General features: G+C 72.4%; 10 protein-coding genes and 1 tRNA gene. 9 read left to right on the top strand and 2 right to left on the bottom strand.

The genetic code is table 11. The features are described 5' to 3' along the window. Positions 1-70: 70 nt before the first annotated feature. Positions 71-2,506 carry a DEAD/DEAH box helicase gene (locus tag FRCN3DRAFT_RS43240; RefSeq protein ID WP_007516572.1) on the bottom strand — a complete coding sequence of 812 codons (2,436 nt, stop codon included), beginning with the start codon at positions 2,504-2,506 and terminating at the stop codon, positions 71-73. Between the two features lie 516 nt (positions 2,507-3,022). Here FRCN3DRAFT_RS43240 and FRCN3DRAFT_RS0207815 point away from each other — a divergent pair. The 7 genes from FRCN3DRAFT_RS0207815 (at position 3,023) to FRCN3DRAFT_RS0207785 (ending at position 15,849) form a co-directional block, all read left to right on the top strand. Beyond that, entirely contained in the window at positions 3,023-3,364 is a 342-nt protein-coding gene (locus FRCN3DRAFT_RS0207815; RefSeq protein ID WP_007516571.1) for an anti-sigma factor antagonist, read from the top strand. A gap of 311 nt (positions 3,365-3,675) precedes the next feature. Next, positions 3,676-4,239 carry an ATP-binding protein gene (locus tag FRCN3DRAFT_RS0207810; protein WP_007516569.1) on the top strand — a complete coding sequence of 188 codons (564 nt, stop codon included), beginning with the start codon at positions 3,676-3,678 and terminating at the stop codon, positions 4,237-4,239. Positions 4,240-4,718: 479 nt separating this feature from the next. Then, positions 4,719-7,127, top strand: coding sequence for a sodium-translocating pyrophosphatase (locus FRCN3DRAFT_RS0207805; RefSeq protein WP_007516567.1), 2,409 nt, complete (start codon positions 4,719-4,721; stop codon positions 7,125-7,127). Between the two features lie 571 nt (positions 7,128-7,698). After that, positions 7,699-10,842 carry a type I DNA topoisomerase gene (gene topA / locus FRCN3DRAFT_RS43235; protein ID WP_007516566.1) on the top strand — a complete coding sequence of 1,048 codons (3,144 nt, stop codon included), beginning with the start codon at positions 7,699-7,701 and terminating at the stop codon, positions 10,840-10,842. Then, positions 10,842-13,175, top strand: coding sequence for a bifunctional MFS transporter/dTMP kinase (locus tag FRCN3DRAFT_RS0207795; protein WP_007516565.1), 2,334 nt, complete (start codon positions 10,842-10,844; stop codon positions 13,173-13,175). The genes topA and FRCN3DRAFT_RS0207795 overlap by 1 nt, the downstream gene beginning before the upstream one ends. Next, the gene (locus FRCN3DRAFT_RS0207790) at positions 13,172-14,458 is read left to right on the top strand and encodes a DNA polymerase III subunit delta' (protein WP_007516564.1); all 1,287 of its coding nucleotides are present in this window, start codon (positions 13,172-13,174) and stop codon (positions 14,456-14,458) included. Before FRCN3DRAFT_RS0207795 ends, FRCN3DRAFT_RS0207790 begins: the two co-directional genes overlap by 4 nt. 233 nt (positions 14,459-14,691) lie before the next feature. Next, positions 14,692-15,849, top strand: coding sequence for a PSP1 domain-containing protein (locus FRCN3DRAFT_RS0207785; RefSeq protein ID WP_007516563.1), 1,158 nt, complete (start codon positions 14,692-14,694; stop codon positions 15,847-15,849). 192 nt (positions 15,850-16,041) lie between these two features. Here FRCN3DRAFT_RS0207785 and FRCN3DRAFT_RS0207780 read toward each other — a convergent pair whose 3' ends face one another. After that, entirely contained in the window at positions 16,042-16,767 is a 726-nt protein-coding gene (locus FRCN3DRAFT_RS0207780) for a response regulator transcription factor (RefSeq protein WP_007516561.1), read from the bottom strand. Between the two features lie 489 nt (positions 16,768-17,256). Here FRCN3DRAFT_RS0207780 and FRCN3DRAFT_RS0207775 point away from each other — a divergent pair. Then, positions 17,257-17,328, top strand: a tRNA-Thr gene (locus FRCN3DRAFT_RS0207775). Positions 17,329-18,026: 698 nt separating this feature from the next. Beyond that, entirely contained in the window at positions 18,027-18,194 is a 168-nt protein-coding gene (locus tag FRCN3DRAFT_RS54895; RefSeq protein WP_007516560.1) for a keywimysin-related RiPP, read from the top strand. The last annotated feature ends 268 nt before the right edge of the window (positions 18,195-18,462 follow it).

Genomic DNA, 18,462 nt, shown 5'->3' with positions numbered 1-18,462 from the left:
CTGGAAGGCCGGCCGGCGGCGGCCCTGGGCACCGCCCGCCAGCCCGGTGAGCGCCCGCCGGCCCGGCGGGTCATGGCCCGTCCAGCCTGCCCAGGATCGTGGTGAGGAGGCGGACAGCGGCGGCCTTGTCGAGTGGCTCGTTGCCGTTGCCGCACTTCGGTGACTGCACGCACGACGGGCACCCGGCCGGGCACTCGCAGGCGGACACGGCATCACGGGTCGCCGTCAGCCAGGTGCCGAAACGCCCATAGCCGCGCTCCGCGAAGCCGGCGCCGCCAGGGTGGCCGTCGTAGACGAACACCGTCGTCTGCTCGGTGTCCGGATGCAGCGCGGTCGACACACCGCCGATGTCCCAGCGGTCACAGGTGGCGAACAGCGGCAGCAGCCCGATCGCGGCGTGCTCGGCGGCGTGCACCGCGCCCGGCACGTCGGCCCGCTTGACGCCGGCATCCGCCAACAACCCGTCCGAGACCACGTACCAGACCCCCCGGGTACGCAGGTGGCGGGGCGGCAGGTCGAGCGGGACGTCTCCGAGCACCTCGCCGGTGGTGATGAGCCGCCGCTGGTAGCCGACCACCTGGCTGGTCACCTCGACCGTGCCGAAATACACGGCCAGGTCACGGTCGACGACCCGTGCCCTGGTCTGCTCGACGATCCGGATGTCGGTGTGGTCGCGGGCCGTCGTCGTCCAGTCCGGCGCGGCCTGGGCCGCGAAGGCGACCGACTCCTCCAGGTCGAGCTCCTCGACGACGAAGCTCACGCCCTGGTGCAGATAGACGGCGCCGGAATGCACGGTCGAGTGCGAGGTCGCCGCGTCGACGGTGCCGAGCAGCCGCCCCGTGTCGGCCTCGACGATCCGCACCGGCGGGCCGCCGACACCCCGGATGTCGACGTCGGGCCGGCCCCGCTGGGTCCAGTACCAGCCGGCCGGCCGCCGGCGCAGCCGGCCGCGCCGGACCAGGTCGTCGAGCACCGGCCGCGCGGCGGGCCCGAACAGCTCGAGATCGCTGTCGGTGACGGGGAGCTCGGCGGCGGCGCACTCCAGCTGCGGGCCGAGCACGTATGGGTTGTCGGGGTCGAACACCGTCGCCTCGACGGGCCGGCCGAACACCGCCTCGGGGTGATGCACCAGGTAGGTGTCCAGCGGGTCGTCCCTGGCGACCAGCACCGCGAGCGCGCCCTGCCCCGACCGGCCGGCGCGGCCGGCCTGCTGCCGCAGCGAGGCCAGCGTCCCCGGATAGCCCGCGATCACGGTGGCGTCCAGGCCGCTGATGTCGACACCGAGCTCGAGCGCCGAGGTCGCGGCGACGCCGAGCAGGTCGCCGGAACGCAGCCGGGCCTCCAGCTCCCGCCGCTCCTCGGCGAGGTAGCCGGCCCGGTAGGCCGCGACCCGCTCGCCAAGCTCGGGCGCTACCAGGCCCAGAGCCCGGCGGGCCGAGTTCGCCACCACCTCGGCGGCACGCCGCGAGCGGACGAAGACCAGCGTGCGCACGCCGTCAGCCACCAGGTCCGCGAGCAGGTCCGCCGACTCGGCGGTGGCCGAGCGCCGCACCGGCGCTCCGTTCTCACCGGCACCCAGGTCCCCGCCACCTTCGGCGTCCCCGCCACCTTCGGCGACCTCGACACCATCGGCGAACTCGCCACCTTCGGCGCCTTCAGCCACCATGGCCATCCGGCCGTCCACGGCGGCGGCTGGCGGGCGCCCGCCGGTGAGGAACAGCGGCGGCTCGTAGAGGACGAAGTCGGTCGCCCCGCGCGGGGAGCCGTCCTCATCGACGACGTCGACGTCGAGGCCCGTCAGCCGGGACGCGGCGACGCCCGGGTCGGCGACGGTGGCCGACGCGAGCACGAACACCGGGTTCGACCCGTACCGGGCGCAGACCCGCCTCAGCCGGCGCAGCACCTGCGCGACGTGCGCGCCGAACACCCCGCGGTAGCCATGGCACTCGTCGATGACGACATAGCGCAGACCGCGCAGGAAGGGTCCGAACCGGCGGTGGCCCGGCAGGATCCCCCGGTGCAGCATGTCGGGGTTGGTCAGGACGAAGGTGGCGTGCGCGCGCACCCACTCCCGCTCGCCGGTCGGCGTGTCGCCGTCATAGCTGGCCGCGCGGACGGCCGTCAGCGCCAGGGAGCGCACCGCGCGAAGCTGGTCGTGGGCCAGCGCCTTGGTGGGAGCCAGGTAGAGCGCCCGCGCCGACGGGTCGCCGAGCAGCGTGGTGAGCACCGGCAGCAGGTAGCCGAGCGACTTGCCGGATGCCGTCCCGGTCGCGAGCACGACGCTTCGGCCCGCGAACGCCGCCCCCGCCGCCGCGACCTGGTGGCTCCACGGCGCCGTGACGCCCGCGGAGCGCAGCCGCCCCAGCAGCAGCGGGTCCGCCCACTCCGGCCAGTCCACGGCCGTCCCCGCCCGCGCGGGAACTCGCTCGACATGGGTCACGCATCGGTCCCGCCGACGGTCGGCCCGCAGCCGGGACAGGATCTCGGACCCGCGGTCGCTGCCCACCTCGGACTCCTGCCTCCCGCGCTTGTCAGCGGACGTGGTCAAGACGTGGCCAATCCGGCTCACCTCGTTCTCGGGTGCTCCAGGCGTTCTCAAGAGTAGGCAGGCCGCGCTATGCCGCACTGTCCTGGTTGTTCGCCCGGGTGCGAGCGGGGGCACGCGCGGCTCTCGGACCAGCGGAGCGTGGACCTGCGCCGAACAGGGCGGAAGGCCACATCGGTGCCTTCCGGCCGGGCCTCACCGGCCGGTCACCGAGAGTGGCAGACGGAAACAGAAGATCCGGCGTAGATTCCCGGTGGCGTCGGTTCGCGTCAGGTCCGGCGCGCCGGGTTATTCCGACGCGTCGGGCCGTGGTGGTGTGGGGTCATGCCAGCCCGTGGAGCTATCCGTCCGGCTGTGTGATGCAGCGGTCGGATTGACCCTCCACGCCGCGGGGTAGTGGCGCCTGCAGTCGGGTCCATCAGACCTGAACGACCCACGCGCCCGACCGACTAGTCGACGTAGCACGCAGGAGGATCCGTGGACCTGTCCCTCACGACCCGCCAGGAAGGCGACCACACGGTCGTCGTCGTGGGCGGCGAGATCGACGTCTACACCGCGCCGAAGCTGCGTGAGCAGCTCATCGACCTCGTTTCAGCCGGCTCTTACCACCTGGTCGTCGACATGGAGGGCGTCGAGTTCCTCGACTCCACCGGCCTCGGTGTCCTCGTCGGCGGCCTCAAGCGGGTTCGGGCGCACGACGGCTCGCTGCGCCTCGTCTGCACGCAGGAGCGCATCCTCAAGATCTTCCGGATCACGGGCCTGACCAAGGTCTTCCCGATCCATGCCTCCGTCGAGGAAGCGCTCTCCGCCAGCGACTGAGGCGCCCTGGCCACCCGGCTCGCCGTCCCCACGACGGGGTCGCGGGTGGCCTGAAGGACGTCGCGCCGGGGCACCGCCCCGGCCACCCTGGGACCTGGGACCGAGCATCGCCTGACGAGGCGGGACCGACCGGCCACACCGGCCGGCCCGGTCCCGGCAGCTGCTCGAGGCGCTCGCGCGCCACCCTCGCCCGGTACCGGCGCCGACCAGGCACGGCCGCTCGGCGACGAGATGGTCGGGCCAGGCTGGTCGGGAGCCGGGACCTCCCCAGGGACGATGCTTACCAACAGGACAGAAACCCCGGAGGCCGCATGTCCACCGTCGAGTTGCGCTTCGCCGCCCTGCCGGGGCATGTCCGCACCGCCCGCATGATCGCCATGGCGGTCGCGCGGCGGGCCGGGGTGCCGTCCGGGGCGCTGGACGAGATCAGGCTCGCGGTCGGTGAGGCCTGCCTGCGCGCGGTGAACGTGAACCGGCGGCGGGCGCCCGAGGACCTGGTCGAGGTTCGGATGATGAGCGCCGACGGTGCCTTCACCGTCACGGTCGTCGATTCGGGGGAGCCCGCCGACGACGCGACGCCCGGCCCGGACGGCGGTCTGCTCGGCGCGCCGGCACTGCTCGACCTGGGCCTGGGCGCCCGGCCCCTCGGCGACGCGCTGGCGGCCCTTCCCGGCGACCAGGAGCCCGGGGCGACCGGTTCGGCTCTGCCTCCGGGCATCGGCCTGGCGCTGATCGAGGGGCTGGTCGACGACGTCGAGATCCGCAGCCGCCCGGACGGCGTCGGCACCGTGGTGACGATGACCTGGGACACCGCCGCCTTCATCGGGGGCGACCTGGAGGGCGGCCTGGCGGCGGCGGGCAACCCCGCCTTCTGACGGCGAGACTCGCCGGCCGGCCCCGCGGGACCCCGGAGGGAACGTCGCTCGCGACACGTGCCCTACGGACCCGCAGGGGGCGGTCGGCCGCAAAAACGAGCGCACGCCGCAGACGTGTGGATAGACTCCGCCGCATCTCACAGACGGTCTAGCTGGCCGTCCGTGACCGGAGTTATTGCTCCCGGTGGAGTGCGGTGGAGGTGGGGCAGGGACCTTCCGCGAGACGGCAACGCAGGCACCGAGTCGGCCGGCAGACGTGGTACTCCCCGAGCAAAGGACGCCACGCCACCGGGCGCCGTCACCTGCGCGCCGCCAGCCACGGTTTGACCCGCGAACCCACGACATCCCCGACCAGCCACCCGCGGCGTCGTCCGATGCGACGCTTGCTGTGACCGTCGGGCCTGCGCGCATCGTCTAGCTACGACGGCGTGCGAATGCCCGGCTGTCCAGGGGACAAACAGTGCAGACCGGGAGGAGCCATGTCCCCGACCCAAACCGCGGACTCACCCGCGACCGCTGGGATCGACCTTACTGGCGGGCAGCTGGGATTGGTCGCCGGTGTGGCGTTCATCGCAGCGTTGGCCCTGCTCGTGGCCGCTTATCTGGTCCGCGAGGTACTCGCGGCCAGCCAGGGCGGACCCAAGATGATCGAGGTCGGCAAAGCGGTACAGGAAGGCGCCGCCGCCTATCTGCGCCGCCAGTTCAAGACTCTGGCCGGGTTCGTCGTCGTCATCCCGTTCGTCCTGCTGGCGCTGCCGGCGGACGACACCGGTGCCCGCGTCGGCCGCTCGGTGTTCTTCGTCATCGGCGCGATCTTCTCCGCGCTCGTCGGCTTCGTCGGCATGTCGCTGGCGACCAGGGCCAACACCAGGACAGCCGCGGCGGCCAACGAACGTGGCGAGAAGGCCGCGCTTCGGCTGGCGTTCCGCACCGGCGGCGTCGTCGGGATGTTCACCGTCGGGCTCGGCCTGCTCGGCGCCGCCGTCGTGGTGCTCGCCTTCCAGGACACGGCGCCGCAGGTACTGGAGGGCTTCGGGTTCGGCGCCGCGCTGCTCGCGATGTTCATGCGGGTCGGCGGCGGCATCTTCACCAAGGCCGCCGACGTCGGTGCCGACCTGGTCGGCAAGGTGGAGAAGGGCATCCCCGAGGACGACCCGCGCAACGCGGCGACCATCGCCGACAACGTCGGCGACAACGTCGGCGACTGCGCCGGCATGGCCGCCGACCTGTTCGAGTCGTACGCGGTCACCCTGGTGGCCGCGCTGATCCTCGGCGTCGGGGTGTTCGGCGCGCACGGGCTGGTGTTCCCACTGTTGATCCCGGCTGTCGGCGTCATCACCGCCGTCATCGGCATCTTCGCCGTCACGCCCCGCGCCAAGGACCGCAACGGGATGGCGGCGATCAACCGCGGGTTCTTCATCTCGGCGGTGATCTCCGCGATCGGCGTCGTCATCGTCGCGCTCCTCTACCTGCCGAGCAGCTTCGCCGACTTCCCCGGCATGGAAGGCAGCACCCAGGATGGCAACCCGCGGGTGATCGCCATCAGCGCGGTGCTGATCGGCATCGTGCTCGCCGCGGCGATCCAGCTGCTCACCGGCTACTTCACCGAGACGGCCCGCAAGCCGGTCCGGAGCGTCGTCGAAGCCTCCACCACCGGCCCGGCGACCAACATCCTCGCCGGCATCGGCGTGGGCCTCGAGTCCGCGGTCTACTCGGCGGTGCTGATCGGGGCGGCGGTGTTCGGCGCCTATCTGCTCGGCTCGGGCAGTGTCACCGTCGCGCTGTTCGCCGTCGCGCTGGCCGGTACCGGGCTGCTCACCACCGTCGGCGTGATCGTGTCGATGGACACCTTCGGGCCGGTGAGCGACAACGCCCAGGGCATCGCGGAGATGTCCGGCGAGGTGACCGAGGAGGGCGCTGCGATCCTGACCTCGCTCGACGCGATCGGCAACACCACCAAGGCCATCACCAAGGGCATCGCGATCGCGACGGCGGTGTTCGCCGCGACCGCGCTGTTCGGGTCGTTCACCGACACGGTCGTCGAGGCGCTCGGCAAGGCCGGGGTCAGCCCCGATCCAGGCCGCGGCGTCGTCGGTGGGCTCAACGTGGCCTATCCGGACGCCCTGGTCGGCCTGATCCTGGGGGCCGCGGTCGTGTTCCTGTTCTCCGGGCTCGCGATCAACGCGGTCGGCCGGGCCGCCGGGCGGGTCGTCTGGGAGGTGCGCGCCCAGTTCCGCGACCACCCGGGGATCATGGACGGCACGGAGAAGCCGAACTACGGCGCGGTGGTCGACATCTGCACCCGCGACTCGCTGCGCGAGCTCATCACGCCGGGAACCCTCGCCGTGATGGCTCCGATCGCGGTCGGATTCGGCCTTGGCTACCCGCCCTTGGGCTCGTTCCTGGCCGGTGCGATCGCCGGTGGCGTGCTGATGGCCGTCTTCCTCGCCAACTCGGGCGGTGCCTGGGACAACGCGAAGAAGCTGGTCGAGGACGGCGCGCACGGTGGGAAGGGCTCCGAGGTCCACGCGGCGACGGTCATCGGCGACACCGTCGGTGACCCGTTCAAGGACACCGCCGGCCCGGCGATCAACCCGCTGATCAAGGTGATGAACCTGGTCAGCCTGCTGATCGCGCCGACCGTGGTGAAGTTCTCGGTCGGCGAGGACAAGAACACGTGGCTGCGGATCCTCATCGCGATCGTGGCGGTGGCCGTGATCGCCGCGGTGATCGTGATCTCCAAGCGGTGGGGCTCGGCACTGGACGCGGCACCATCCTCCCCCGGCGTTCCGGCGGTGGGGGGCTCGTCCAACGTCACGGTCACGGGCGCGAACCCGGGCACGGACGTGTCACCGGACCAGTCCACCGTCGACCAGGTGAACGTCTGAGTCAGCCGTTCTCCCACCCCGGGTGGCGCTGATCCAGACAGGATTCCGACCGCCCACCGCCGGTGTTGCCGGCGGTGGGCGGTCACTGTCGTTAGAGGACCCGCCGTGGGGGCACCCCCTGGCCGGGGGGAGGTCGGTCACGTGACGCGCTCGGGGGATGGCGCACCGGCACCGTGAGCCCTTACCGTGACGGCGGTTCAGGTGATAGGGAAGGTGGGGTCCGCTCGGGAGGCCGGGGGCGTGTCCCGGGCGCACCCGCGTGCCACGATCGAGCCTCCAGCCGGCCTCCTTGGACGGGCGGCGAGAAGCCGGCCGGGGCGGCGCGGCGTACCGTGCAGCACGACACGTGCACCGGTTGCGGTGACGGCTCACCGGTTGGGGTGGGGTGGAGCCCGGTGTGGGCGCGCACGAGCGCCCCGCCGGTCGCCCGGCCCGACGGCGGCCCGGCCGCCGCGGTGGCCGGGGCCAGCCGGCCACGCACGCGCCAGCCTCGGCGCCGCCGCCAGCCAGCGACGCCGCCAGCCATGAGACCGTCGACAACGACACGAGAACAGCAGTACCGAGGAGACCAGTGCCACCGCGCGCGAAGACGACGGCCCGGACCCCGTCCCGGTCGTCCACCCCGCTAGCCGAGCCGCCGGGCGTCGACGAGGACGTCCTGGACGCGGCCGAGCAGGTCGACGAGGCCGGGACGTCGTCCGGTACCGCTCGTGGCGGCGCCGGGCGACGGCGGCCCACCGCCAGTGGCGCGGGCACCCGGCTGGTGATCGTCGAGTCGCCGGCGAAGGCGAAGACGATCGCCGGCTACCTCGGGCCCGGCTGGCAGGTCGAGTCGAGCATCGGCCACATCCGCGACCTGCCGCGCAGCGCCGCGGACGTGCCGGCGGCGCACAAGGGCAAGCCGTGGGCCCGGCTCGGGGTGGACGTCGACAACGGCTTCGAGCCGCTCTACATCGTCACCCCGGACAAGCGCCAGCAGGTCAGCAAGCTCAAGGAACTGGTCAAGGACGCGAGCGAGCTCTACCTCGCGACGGACGAGGACCGCGAGGGCGAGGCGATCGCCTGGCACCTGCTGCAGACGCTCAAGCCGACCGTGCCGGTCAAGCGGATGGTCTTCCACGAGATCACCCCGCAGGCGATCCGCCGGGCCGTCGACAGCCCGCGCGAGATCGACGAGAACCTCGTCAACGCCCAGGAGACCCGGCGCATCCTCGACCGGCTCTACGGCTACGAGGTCTCCCCCGTGCTGTGGAAGAAGGTCATGCCGCGCCTGTCCGCGGGCCGGGTGCAGAGCGTCGCGACGCGCATCCTGGTCGAGCGGGAGCGGGCGAGGATGCGCTTCCGATCCGCGGAGTACTGGAACATCGAGGGCCGGTTCGCGGCCACCGTCGGCCACGACGGCAAGGCGCCCGACCCGACGCTGCTGCCCGCGACGCTGGTGGCGCTCGACGGCCGCCGCCTCGCCACCGGCCGCGACTTCTCCGCCACCGGCGCGCTCACGTCGGCCGACGTGGTCCGCCTCGACGAGGCGGGCGCGACCGGCCTCGCCGAGCGGCTGGCCGCCACCGTCTTCGCCGTCCGCTCGGTGGAGACCAAGCCGTACCGGCGCTCGCCGTACGCGCCGTTCATGACCTCCACGCTGCAGCAGGAGGCGGGCCGCAAGCTGCGGTTCTCCAGCCAGCGCACCATGCAGATCGCGCAGAAGCTGTACGAGAACGGCTTCATCACCTACATGCGAACCGACTCGACGAACCTGTCCGAGACGGCGCTGACCGCCGCCCGTGAGCAGGCTCGCCAGCTCTACGGCCCGGAGTACGTCCCGGACAAGCCCCGGATCTACACGAAGAAGGTCAAGAACGCCCAGGAGGCACACGAGGCGATCCGCCCCTCCGGCGACACCTTCCGCACCCCCGGCGAGGTGCGCGCCGAGCTCGACGCCGACGGCTTCCGCCTCTACGAGCTGATCTGGCGGCGCACCGTCGCGAGCCAGATGGCCGACGCCCGCGGGACCAGCGCCACCATCCGCATCGGCGGCACGTCCAGCGCGGGTGAGGACGCCGAGTTCGTCGCCAGCGGCAAGGTCATCACCTTCCCCGGCTTCCTGCGTGCCTACGTCGAGGGCGCCGACGACCCGGACGCCGAGCTGGAGGACCGCGAGACCCGCCTGCCGGACGTCCGCCAGGGCGACCAGTTGGCGACCCGGCAGCTGACCCCCCGCGGCCACTCCACCAGCCCGCCGCCCCGGTTCACCGAGGCGAGCCTGGTCAAGACGCTGGAGGAGCTGGGCATCGGCCGGCCGTCCACCTACGCGTCGATCATCGGCACGATCCAGGACCGCGGCTACGTGTGGAAGAAGGGCACCGCGCTGGTGCCGAGCTTCATCGCGTTCGCGGTCGTGGGACTGCTGGAGGACCATTTCGGCCGGCTGGTCGACTACCGGTTCACCGCGTCGATGGAGGACGACCTCGACGACATCGCCGCCGGCACGGCGGCCTCGACGGACTGGCTGACCCGCTTCTACTTCGGCGACGGCACCCCCACCGCGACCGGCGGGGGCAACGGCACGCCGGTCGTCGACGGCGCAGGCGTCGGCACGGCGGCCGGCGCGAGCAACGGCAAGGTGGCCGCCGCGAGTAACGGCAAGGTCGCCGCCGGGAGCAACGGCAAGGTCGCCGCCGACGCGGGGCTCAAGCACCTGGTCAGCGAGCGGCTCGGCGAGATCGACGCGCGCGAGGTCAACTCGATCCCGCTCGGCGAGACCGAGGACGGCGTGGCCATGGTGGTCCGGGTCGGCCGCTATGGGCCGTACGTCCAGTACGGCGAGCGGCGCGCCAGCGTGCCGGAGGACCTGCCGCCCGACGAGCTGACGATCCCGAAGGCGCTCGAGCTGCTGGAGGCGCCGTCGGGCGACCGGGTCCTCGGCGCCGACCCCGAGACCGGGGCGACCATCACCGCGAAGGCGGGCCGCTACGGCCCCTACGTGACCACCGACACCGACCCGCCGCGGACCGCGAGCCTGCTGTCGACCATGTCGCTGGAGACGATCACGATCGACGACGCCCGCCGGCTGCTCACCCTGCCCAGGGTGCTCGGCGCGGGCGAGGACGGCGAGGAGATCACCGCCCAGAACGGCCGCTACGGCCCCTACGTGAAGAAGGGGACGCAGAGCCGCTCCCTCGAGTCCGAGGAGCAGCTGTTCACGGTGACCCTGGAGCAGGCGCTCGCGCTGCTGGCGCAGCCGAAGACGCGCGGACGGCGCAGCGCGGCCGAGATCCCGCCGCTGCGCGAGCTCGGCGCCGACCCGGCGACCGGCAAGCCGATGGTGCTCAAGGAGGGCCGGTTCGGCCCGTACGTGACCGACGGCGAGACCAACGCGAGCCTGCGCAAGGGCGATGAGATCACGACCCTGACGATCGAGCGTGCCGCCGAGCTGCTCGCGGACCGGCGCGCCCGCGGCCCGGCCACCCCCCGCCGCGCGGCCAGCCGATCGGGCACCGGAACAGGCGCCAAGTCCGCCGCCAAACCGGCGGCGGGCACGGCCAAGGCGAAGTCGAGCACGAAGGCCACTCCGAAGGCCAAGGCGTCGTCGACAACTAAGGCGGGCACCGGCACGCGTACGACCACCAGACGGTCGACCAAATCCCGGACCTCCCAGATCGACTCCGCAAGCTCCATCGATCCGGCAGGAACCCCGGGCGCGAGCGAGGCTGGCTGATGGTCCCCGACCACGGGGACGAGAAGGACAATCAGGCCGCGGCGCGCCAGCCGCCCGAGTCAGGCGACACCCGTGGCGGCGAGACCGGCGGCCTGGACGCGCCGTTCACGGACGACACGGCCATGGCGGGCGGCGCGCCCGCCGGGTCTGTCGACAACGCGAGCGGCGGGTTAGCGGGGCGCCGTCCGCTACGTGCCGGCTGGGCCGTCAAGACGGTCGGCCAGCATCCGGTCACGAGCGTCCCGGAGCCGCCGGAGCGGCGCGCGCCCGCGAGCTCGGACGAAGGCGACGTGCGGGCGGTCCTGCGCCTCCCGGAGTTCCGCCGGCTGTGGATCCAGCTGGGGCTGTCCAGCCTCGGCGACTGGATGGGCCTGCTCGCGACCACAGCGATGGTCACGCAGCTGCAGAAGGGCTTCTCCGGGCAGGCGTACGCGCTCGGCTCCCTACTGATCATCCGGCTGGCGCCCGCACTGATCTTCGGCCCGCTGGCCGGGGCGGTCGCCGACAAGCTCGACCGCCGGCTGACCATGGTGGTCACCGATCTGCTGCGCTTCGTCCTGTTCCTGTCGATCCCGATCGTCGGCACGCTGACCTGGCTGCTGATCGCGTCGTTCCTGATCGAGTGCGTGACCCTGCTGTGGGCGCCGGCCAAGGAGGCGAGCGTTCCGCATCTGGTGCCGAAGGAGCGACTGGCCGCGGCGAACACGCTCAGCCTGCTCACCACCTACGGCAGCGCGCCGGTGGCGGCGGCGATCTTCGCCCTGCTGGCGACGCTGTCACGCAGCCTGGCGCCGGGGCACCCGTACTTCCGGGACTCGTCGGTCGACATCGCGCTCTACTTCAACGCCGTGACCTTCCTGCTGTCGGCGGTGGTGATCTGGGGGCTGAAGTCGATCGGCAAGGCGGAACGCCCGCAGCACGCCCCGGAGCCGGGCTTCTTCGCCTCCATCACCGAGGGCTGGAAGTTCGTCGGCAACGACCGGCTGGTGCGGGGCCTGATCATCGGCATCCTGGGCGGATTCGCCGGCGCCGGCTGCGTCATCGCGCTGGGCAAGCTCTACGTCCAGATCCTCGGCGGCGGGGACGCGGCCTACGGCGTCCTGTTCGCGGCGGTGTTCATCGGCCTCGCCACCGGGATGGCGGCGGGGCCGAGGCTGCTCGGCGACTACAGCCGCACCCGCCTGTTCGGGGTCTGCGTCACCGGCGCTGGCATCACGCTGGTGTTCGTCGCGATCATCCCGAACCTGGTGCTGGCGTGCATTCTCGTCGTGCTGGTGGGCATGTTCGCCGGGGTGGCGTGGGTGACCGGCAACACCCTGTTGCAGGCCGAGGTGGCCGACGAGCTGCGCGGACGCACCTTCGCGCTCGTGCAGTCGCTGGTCCGGATCGACCTGCTGCTGGTGCTGGCCGTCGCGCCGGCGCTGGTCGGCCTGATCGGCTCGCACAGCGTGCACCTGTGGGGCGACGTCAACGTCCGGGCCGACGGCGTGACCTTCGTACTGCTCGGTGGCGGTGTCCTCGCCATCGTCGTCGGCCTGTTCGCCTACCGGCAGATGGACGACCACTCCGGGGTGCCCGTCCTCCCGGAGCTGTGGAACGCGCTGCGCGGCCGTAGGCAGAGCCGCCGGCCGCGGCACGCCGGTCTGCTGGTCGCGATCGAGGGAGCGGACGCCACCGCGAGGGCCGAGCAGCTCGAGGCGCTGCGCTCCTGGCTCACCGAGGCGGGCCGCGAGGTGTTGGTCGCCTCGGACGCGGTGATCGCCGCTCCGCTGGAGGGCGCGCTGCGCCAGCTGCAGGCGGACCCATCGGCCGCGCTGCACCCCCGCACCGAGGCCCTGCTCGCGGCCGCGGTCAGGGCCGAGCACGTCGCCAGGGTGATCGAGCCGGCGCTCGCGCGCGGCGCCGTGGTGCTCACCGACCACTACGTCGACTCGACGGTCGCGCACCAGAGCGCCGCGAGCTGCGCCGGGCTGGACGAGCTGACCGTGCTGGCCCAGTGGGCGACCATGTCGCTGCTTCCCGACGTCACGGTCCTGCTGGACACCGAGTCGGACACCGAGCTGCCTGGAGCGGGCGCGCCCGTCCTGACGTTCGACGAGGAGGTCCGCGCGGCCTTCCTGCGGCTCGCGGACGAGGAGCCGCATCGCTACCTGGTGCTCGACCGCGCCGCGCCGGCGGACGAGCTGCGCGCCCGGATCCGCCAGGCGGTCACCCGCCGCCTCGGTGGTGCGACGCACGGCGTCGCCGGCGAGGGCGTCGCCGGCGAGCCGGCCGGCCCCGCCATGGACGTCGCGACCCTGGGCTCCGCGCGGTTCCCGGAGGGCTCGGCGTGAGCGTCTGGGAAACGCTCACCGGGCAGGACGCCGTCGTTGACACCCTCGTCACGGCCGCCAGCGCGGCCGCGCTCATCGGCGGCCCGGACGGTGCCATCGCCGCCGCCAGGGCGGGGATGACCCACTCCTGGCTGTTCACCGGCCCCTCCGGCGCCGGCCGCGTCGACGTCGCCAGAACCTTCGCCGCCGCGCTGAGCTGCGAGCGCGCCACGGCGGCGCCAGCGCCCGATGAACCGCCTGGCCTGCCCGGCTGCGGCGAGTGCGTCGGCTGCCACACCGTCCTCACCGACACCGCCGCCGACCTGCGCACGGTACGCGCCGAGGGGCTCTCGCTCGGCGTGCACGACGTGCGGGCGCTGGTCCGGGACGCGGCGAGTGCTCCGACCAGCGGCCGCTACCGGATCCTGCTCATCGAGGAGGCCGACCGGCTCACGGACTCCGCCGCGAACGCCCTGCTCAAGGCGCTGGAGGAGCCGGCCGACCGGTCGGTGTTCCTGCTGTGCGCGCCGTCGGTGGACGACGTGATGCCCACGATCCGGTCTCGCTGCCGGGTGGTGGCGTTGCGGCTGCCCTCCGTGGACGACCTCGTCACCGCGCTGCTGCGCGACGGCGTCGACGAGCGCGCCGCGCAGGTAGCCGCCCGGGCCGCGCAGGGCCATCTCGGCCGGGCACGGCTGCTCGCCGTCGACGATCAGGCCAGGGCGCGGCGCGCCCAGGTGCTGGCACTGCCCGGCCGGCTCGGCCGCGCGGCCGAGTGCCTGGCCGCGGCCGCCGACCTCGTCGCCGCGGCGAACGCGGACGCCGACGCGGCGAACAGCGAGCGGGACGAGGTGGAGGCGGAGGCACTGCGCACGGCGCTCGGCGTCGGGGCGACCTCGTCCGGCGCCACCGGGCGCTCGAAACGACCGACGAAGTCAGCGCCGAAAGCCGCGCCGAAGGCCAGGACGATGATGGTCCGCGGCGCCGCCGGGGCGCTCAAGGACCTGGAGAAGTCGCAGAAGAGCCGCGGCCGGCGCACGGTGCTCGACTCGCTCGACCGGGCGCTGCTCGACCTCGCGGGCCTCTACCGTGACGTGCTCGCCCGCCAGCTCGGCGCGACCGTCGACCCGGTGAACCCGGACGCCGCCGCCGAGATCGGTCGGCTCGCCGCGGCGGCGACCCCGGAGCGCACCCTGCGCCGGCTGGAGGCGGTCCTGGCGACGAGAGACGCGCTTGCCGCCAACCCCGGCCTCGTCGCGCAGCTCGCCGTCGAGTCGCTCGCCCTCGGCCTCCGCGACGCCTAGCCTCGGGCGGCGGCGTCCCGAGCGCGCCGGTCGAGGCCGATCCCGGGCCGACCCGGCGGCGGGAACGCCGCAACCGGCGGGGAACCGAATGGCGCACAGGGGGTTTCCGTACCGCGACGAACAGGGTGCCTCCGCGGGCACGCGGACGTACGCTCAGGGCGAACGGCGACTTCCGCCACATTCGGGCCACGCCGTGACACTTCGCGGCGGAGACGACAGGACGGCGGGCACGCATGTCGATGATGTGCGCGGTGGCCTTCTCGCCCCGCGGGAAGCTTTACTACGCCGACCCGGGACAGCTGACACCGCGCGTCGGTGACCGGGTGCTCGTCCCCACCGACGACGGCCCCGAGGTCGCGACCTGCATGTGGGCGCCGCAGTGGGTGACCGAGGACATCGGCCACCTGCCGGTCCTCGTCGGGTTCGCGGACGACGACGACGTCGAGCGAGACCAGGCGTCCCGGCGGCGGCGTGCCCAGGCAAGGGTGGCGGCCAAGCGGCTGGTCCGGGAGCACGGCCTACCGATGAAGATCGTCGGGGTGGACCACGTCGGCGCGGCCGACACCTTCACGATCTACTTCACCGCCGACGGACGGGTGGACTTCCGTTCCCTCGTCCGCGAGCTGAACCGGACGCTGGACACTCGGGTTCTCCTGCGGCAGCTGTCGGCCAGGGACAGCGCGAAGCTGCAGGGCGGCATCGGCTCCTGTGGCCGGGAGCTGTGCTGCTCCACCTTTCTGACCGACTTCGAGCCGGTGAGCATCCGGATGGCCAAGGACCAGAACCTGGCGCTCAACCCGTTGAAGATCAGCGGAGCCTGTGGCCGGCTGATGTGCTGCCTGCGCTACGAGCATCCGCTGTACGAGGAGTTCGCCGCCGCGGTCCCCGCCGTGGGCGCCCGGGCGCGCACGCCCGATGGCCCCGGCAGGGTGATCAGCCACGACGTACCCCGCCAGCAGGTGGTGGTGGCGCTCGACGCCGGCGGTCGACGGGCCTGCGACCGCGCCGACGTCTGCGCCTCCCGCAAGGCCCACGAGTCCGTATATCCGGCCGCCGCGAGCTCCGGATGCGGTTCGGGCAGTGCACCCGCGGATGGAGATGGAGGCGGGAGCGGAAGCGTCGGCGCCGGCGCCGACGGCAGCGGCAGCGGCAGCGGCGCGCAGGGTGACCCCCCGGATCAGCAGGAGGAGTCGATCCCCGGTGCTCCTGGCGTCGACGATGTCCCCGGAACGTACCGGAGCGCGGCGGCCCCGGACGCCGTTACCCGGGACGCGGCCGGGTCCGCTGCCGGTTCGCGGCCGGACGGGGGGAGTCCTGAGTCACCGGCCAACGACGGCGGGCACCGCCGGATCCGCCGACGTGCCCGCTCTCGCCAGTCCGACTCGGACTGACGCGGGGCAATCCGGCTCTGACCAGGCGATCCAGCTCTGACCAGGCGATCCAGCTCTGACCAGGCGATCCAGCTCTGACCAGGCGATCCAGCTCTGACCAGGCGATCCAGCTCTGACCAGGCGATCCAGCTCTGACCAGGTGGAGCCCCCCACGCCAAAGCATGGGGGGCTCCACCTGGTCACGAGGTCAGATCACGGGTCGAAGCGGTAGCCCATGCCGCGCAGGGTGGTGACGAGCCGGCGCTGCGGCGGCCGGCCCTCGACCTTGGTCCGGACCCGCCGGACGTGCTCCGTCACGGTCGCGGGGTCCTGGAACCGGGTGCCCCAGACCTGTTCGAGCAGTTCCTCCCGGCTGAACACCCGGCGCGGATGCCGGGCCAGGAAGGCGAGCAGCTCGTACTCGCGGGCGGTCAGATCGATCCGTTCGCCGGCGACCGCGACCTCGCGGGCACGCAGGTCGATCGACACGTCGCCGTAGATCAGCGGCTCGTTGCCGTCGCCAGTACGCTGAGGCGGCGCTTCCACCGGCCGGCGGCGTAGTCGGGCGCGAACCCTGGCCACCAGCTCGCGCAGTGAGTAGGGCTTGACGACGTAGTCGTCGGCCCCAAGCTCGAGGCCGACCACCCGGTCGACCTCCTCGGCCCTGCCGGTGAGCATGATCACCGGCACTTCGCTCGTCTGCCGCAGGCGGCTCAGTACGGCGAAGCCGTCCATCCGTGGCATTGCCACGTCAAGCACAACCAGGTCGATCTCCGTCGTCTGGAACAAGCGGAGCGCGGTCTCGCCATCGGCCGCCTCCAGCACGCGGTATCCGAATCGCTCAAGACTGCGCGCGAGTGCGACGCGCGAGGCTTCGTCATCCTCCGCGACGAGCAGCGATGCCCCTCGCGTCGTGGTCGCAGCTGCTTCCCCGGTCATGGCGAAACCCTACGCAACCTCTCCGGTGCCACTGCGAGCGGGGTCGCATTTCACGGATTTCGGTCGACCTGCGACACCGCACCGACACATACACGTGACCAAGCCAAAGCTTTCCGTAACGGAGTCCCTACCCCATCCCGAGGCGCACATCAACCCGTCACCACACGATCCGGACATCCAACATCACAAACGACTCGCCGCGATCACCCGGACCGTGTCAGCGCCACCCGAACGACGCGCCACTCCCTTCGTCGCACCGGATCCGACCGATCAAGATTGGGATCGTTGGCGCGACGTCAGTACGAGCTCCGTACGACCTCCGCACGGCCTCAGGGCGACCTCGGACCGACAGCGGTGGGCCTGCCCGAGACCCCAACCAGCAGCGCCGTCCGCCAGCCACAAGATCACAGAAACTCGGCCGGGTCGCACACGTCGGCTACGTCATCCCATCTGGCATACTCGGACCCGCGCCAGCCTTCGCTGGACCACGCCGAAGTAGCTCAGTGGCAGAGCAATCGCCTCGTAAGCGATAGGTCGCGGGTTCAATCCCCGCCTTCGGCTCGCGCCGAGGTTGTCTGCTCGCTGCCTTTGGGCAGCTTCGCCCTGGGCCGTCATGTTGCTCCGGGGCCGAGCCCCGGACCCCGCGCCAAGGGGCTCCGCCCCTTGAAACCCTGGGCGCGGCAGGCTGGACCGGGCTCGGCGTCAAGACACCGGCATCGCGCCACACCTTCTTGCCTTTACCTCCTTCTTGCCTCTTCCTCCTTACCCGTACCGGGTTCGGCTCCCCCGCGCCACGCCGCCGCTTCGGCCGCCAGGATCCGGACCGGCTCTTGGGTGAGAGGTCGCATACGTACCTCGTACGCCGCGCGCATACGGCTGCGCGGCAGGACGTCGGGTCCCGGCCGTGCGCGTCACGTCCCGGGTCATCGAGGCGGGGCCGGAGGTCATCAGCCTCGCCGTCGGCACCGGCCAGTCGGCCATTTCCTCGGTGACCGCGCGGTCCGCGACGACATCTGGACCGGCGATTTCATTTCCCGGCCGGACACGGTCGCGAGGGGGATCGGCCGCCGGAAAGCGAGTGCTGGACGGACCATGCCCAGCGTGCTGAACCGAGGATGAACCGATCGGTGGCAGGCTGATAGTGGCCGGCCACAGGAAGTGATATGAGGAAGATCAAGCCGGTGGTTTGAACGCCGGCTGGTTCGCCGCTGGGCTGGCTAACACCGAAAGGTGCCATCACACCAGACGGAGGAACGGCCATGAAGACTACGTACCGCGCACCGGCTCTCCACGACGCCGGATCCTTCCGCGAGCGCACCCACGGAGTGTGGAGCTTCGGCGGCTGGGGCTGGGGTTGGGGCTGGGGCTGGGGCTGGGGCGGCGGCGGCTGGGGCTGGGGCGGCGGCGGCTGGGGCTGGGGCTGGTAACCCACCCATCCCGCCGACCGCGTCGTCCCGACGCAACCCGTGGCGGTGGCCTGTCGGCCACCGCCACCTCTATCTCCGCGTATCTCCGCGGTCTTCACCCAGAGCCGCGCCCCATCGGCATTGCCGTCCGAGGAGATTCACCCGGCCTGCCGGCCCCAGCTGAACGCAGCGTAGTGAACCTGGAGTGAACCGCTAAGTGGCAGGCTGTTAGTGGTCGGTTACAGGTGGCGAGATTGATCGATCGGAACCGATGGTCACCACCGACGGG

Origin of the sequence: Pseudofrankia saprophytica, assembly GCF_000235425.2 — a bacterium.
Taxonomy (GTDB): Bacteria; Actinomycetota; Actinomycetes; order Frankiales; family Frankiaceae; genus Pseudofrankia; species Pseudofrankia saprophytica.
The sequence above is the reverse complement of the archived record's forward strand: the minus strand, read 5'-3'. Positions and strand labels throughout refer to the sequence as shown.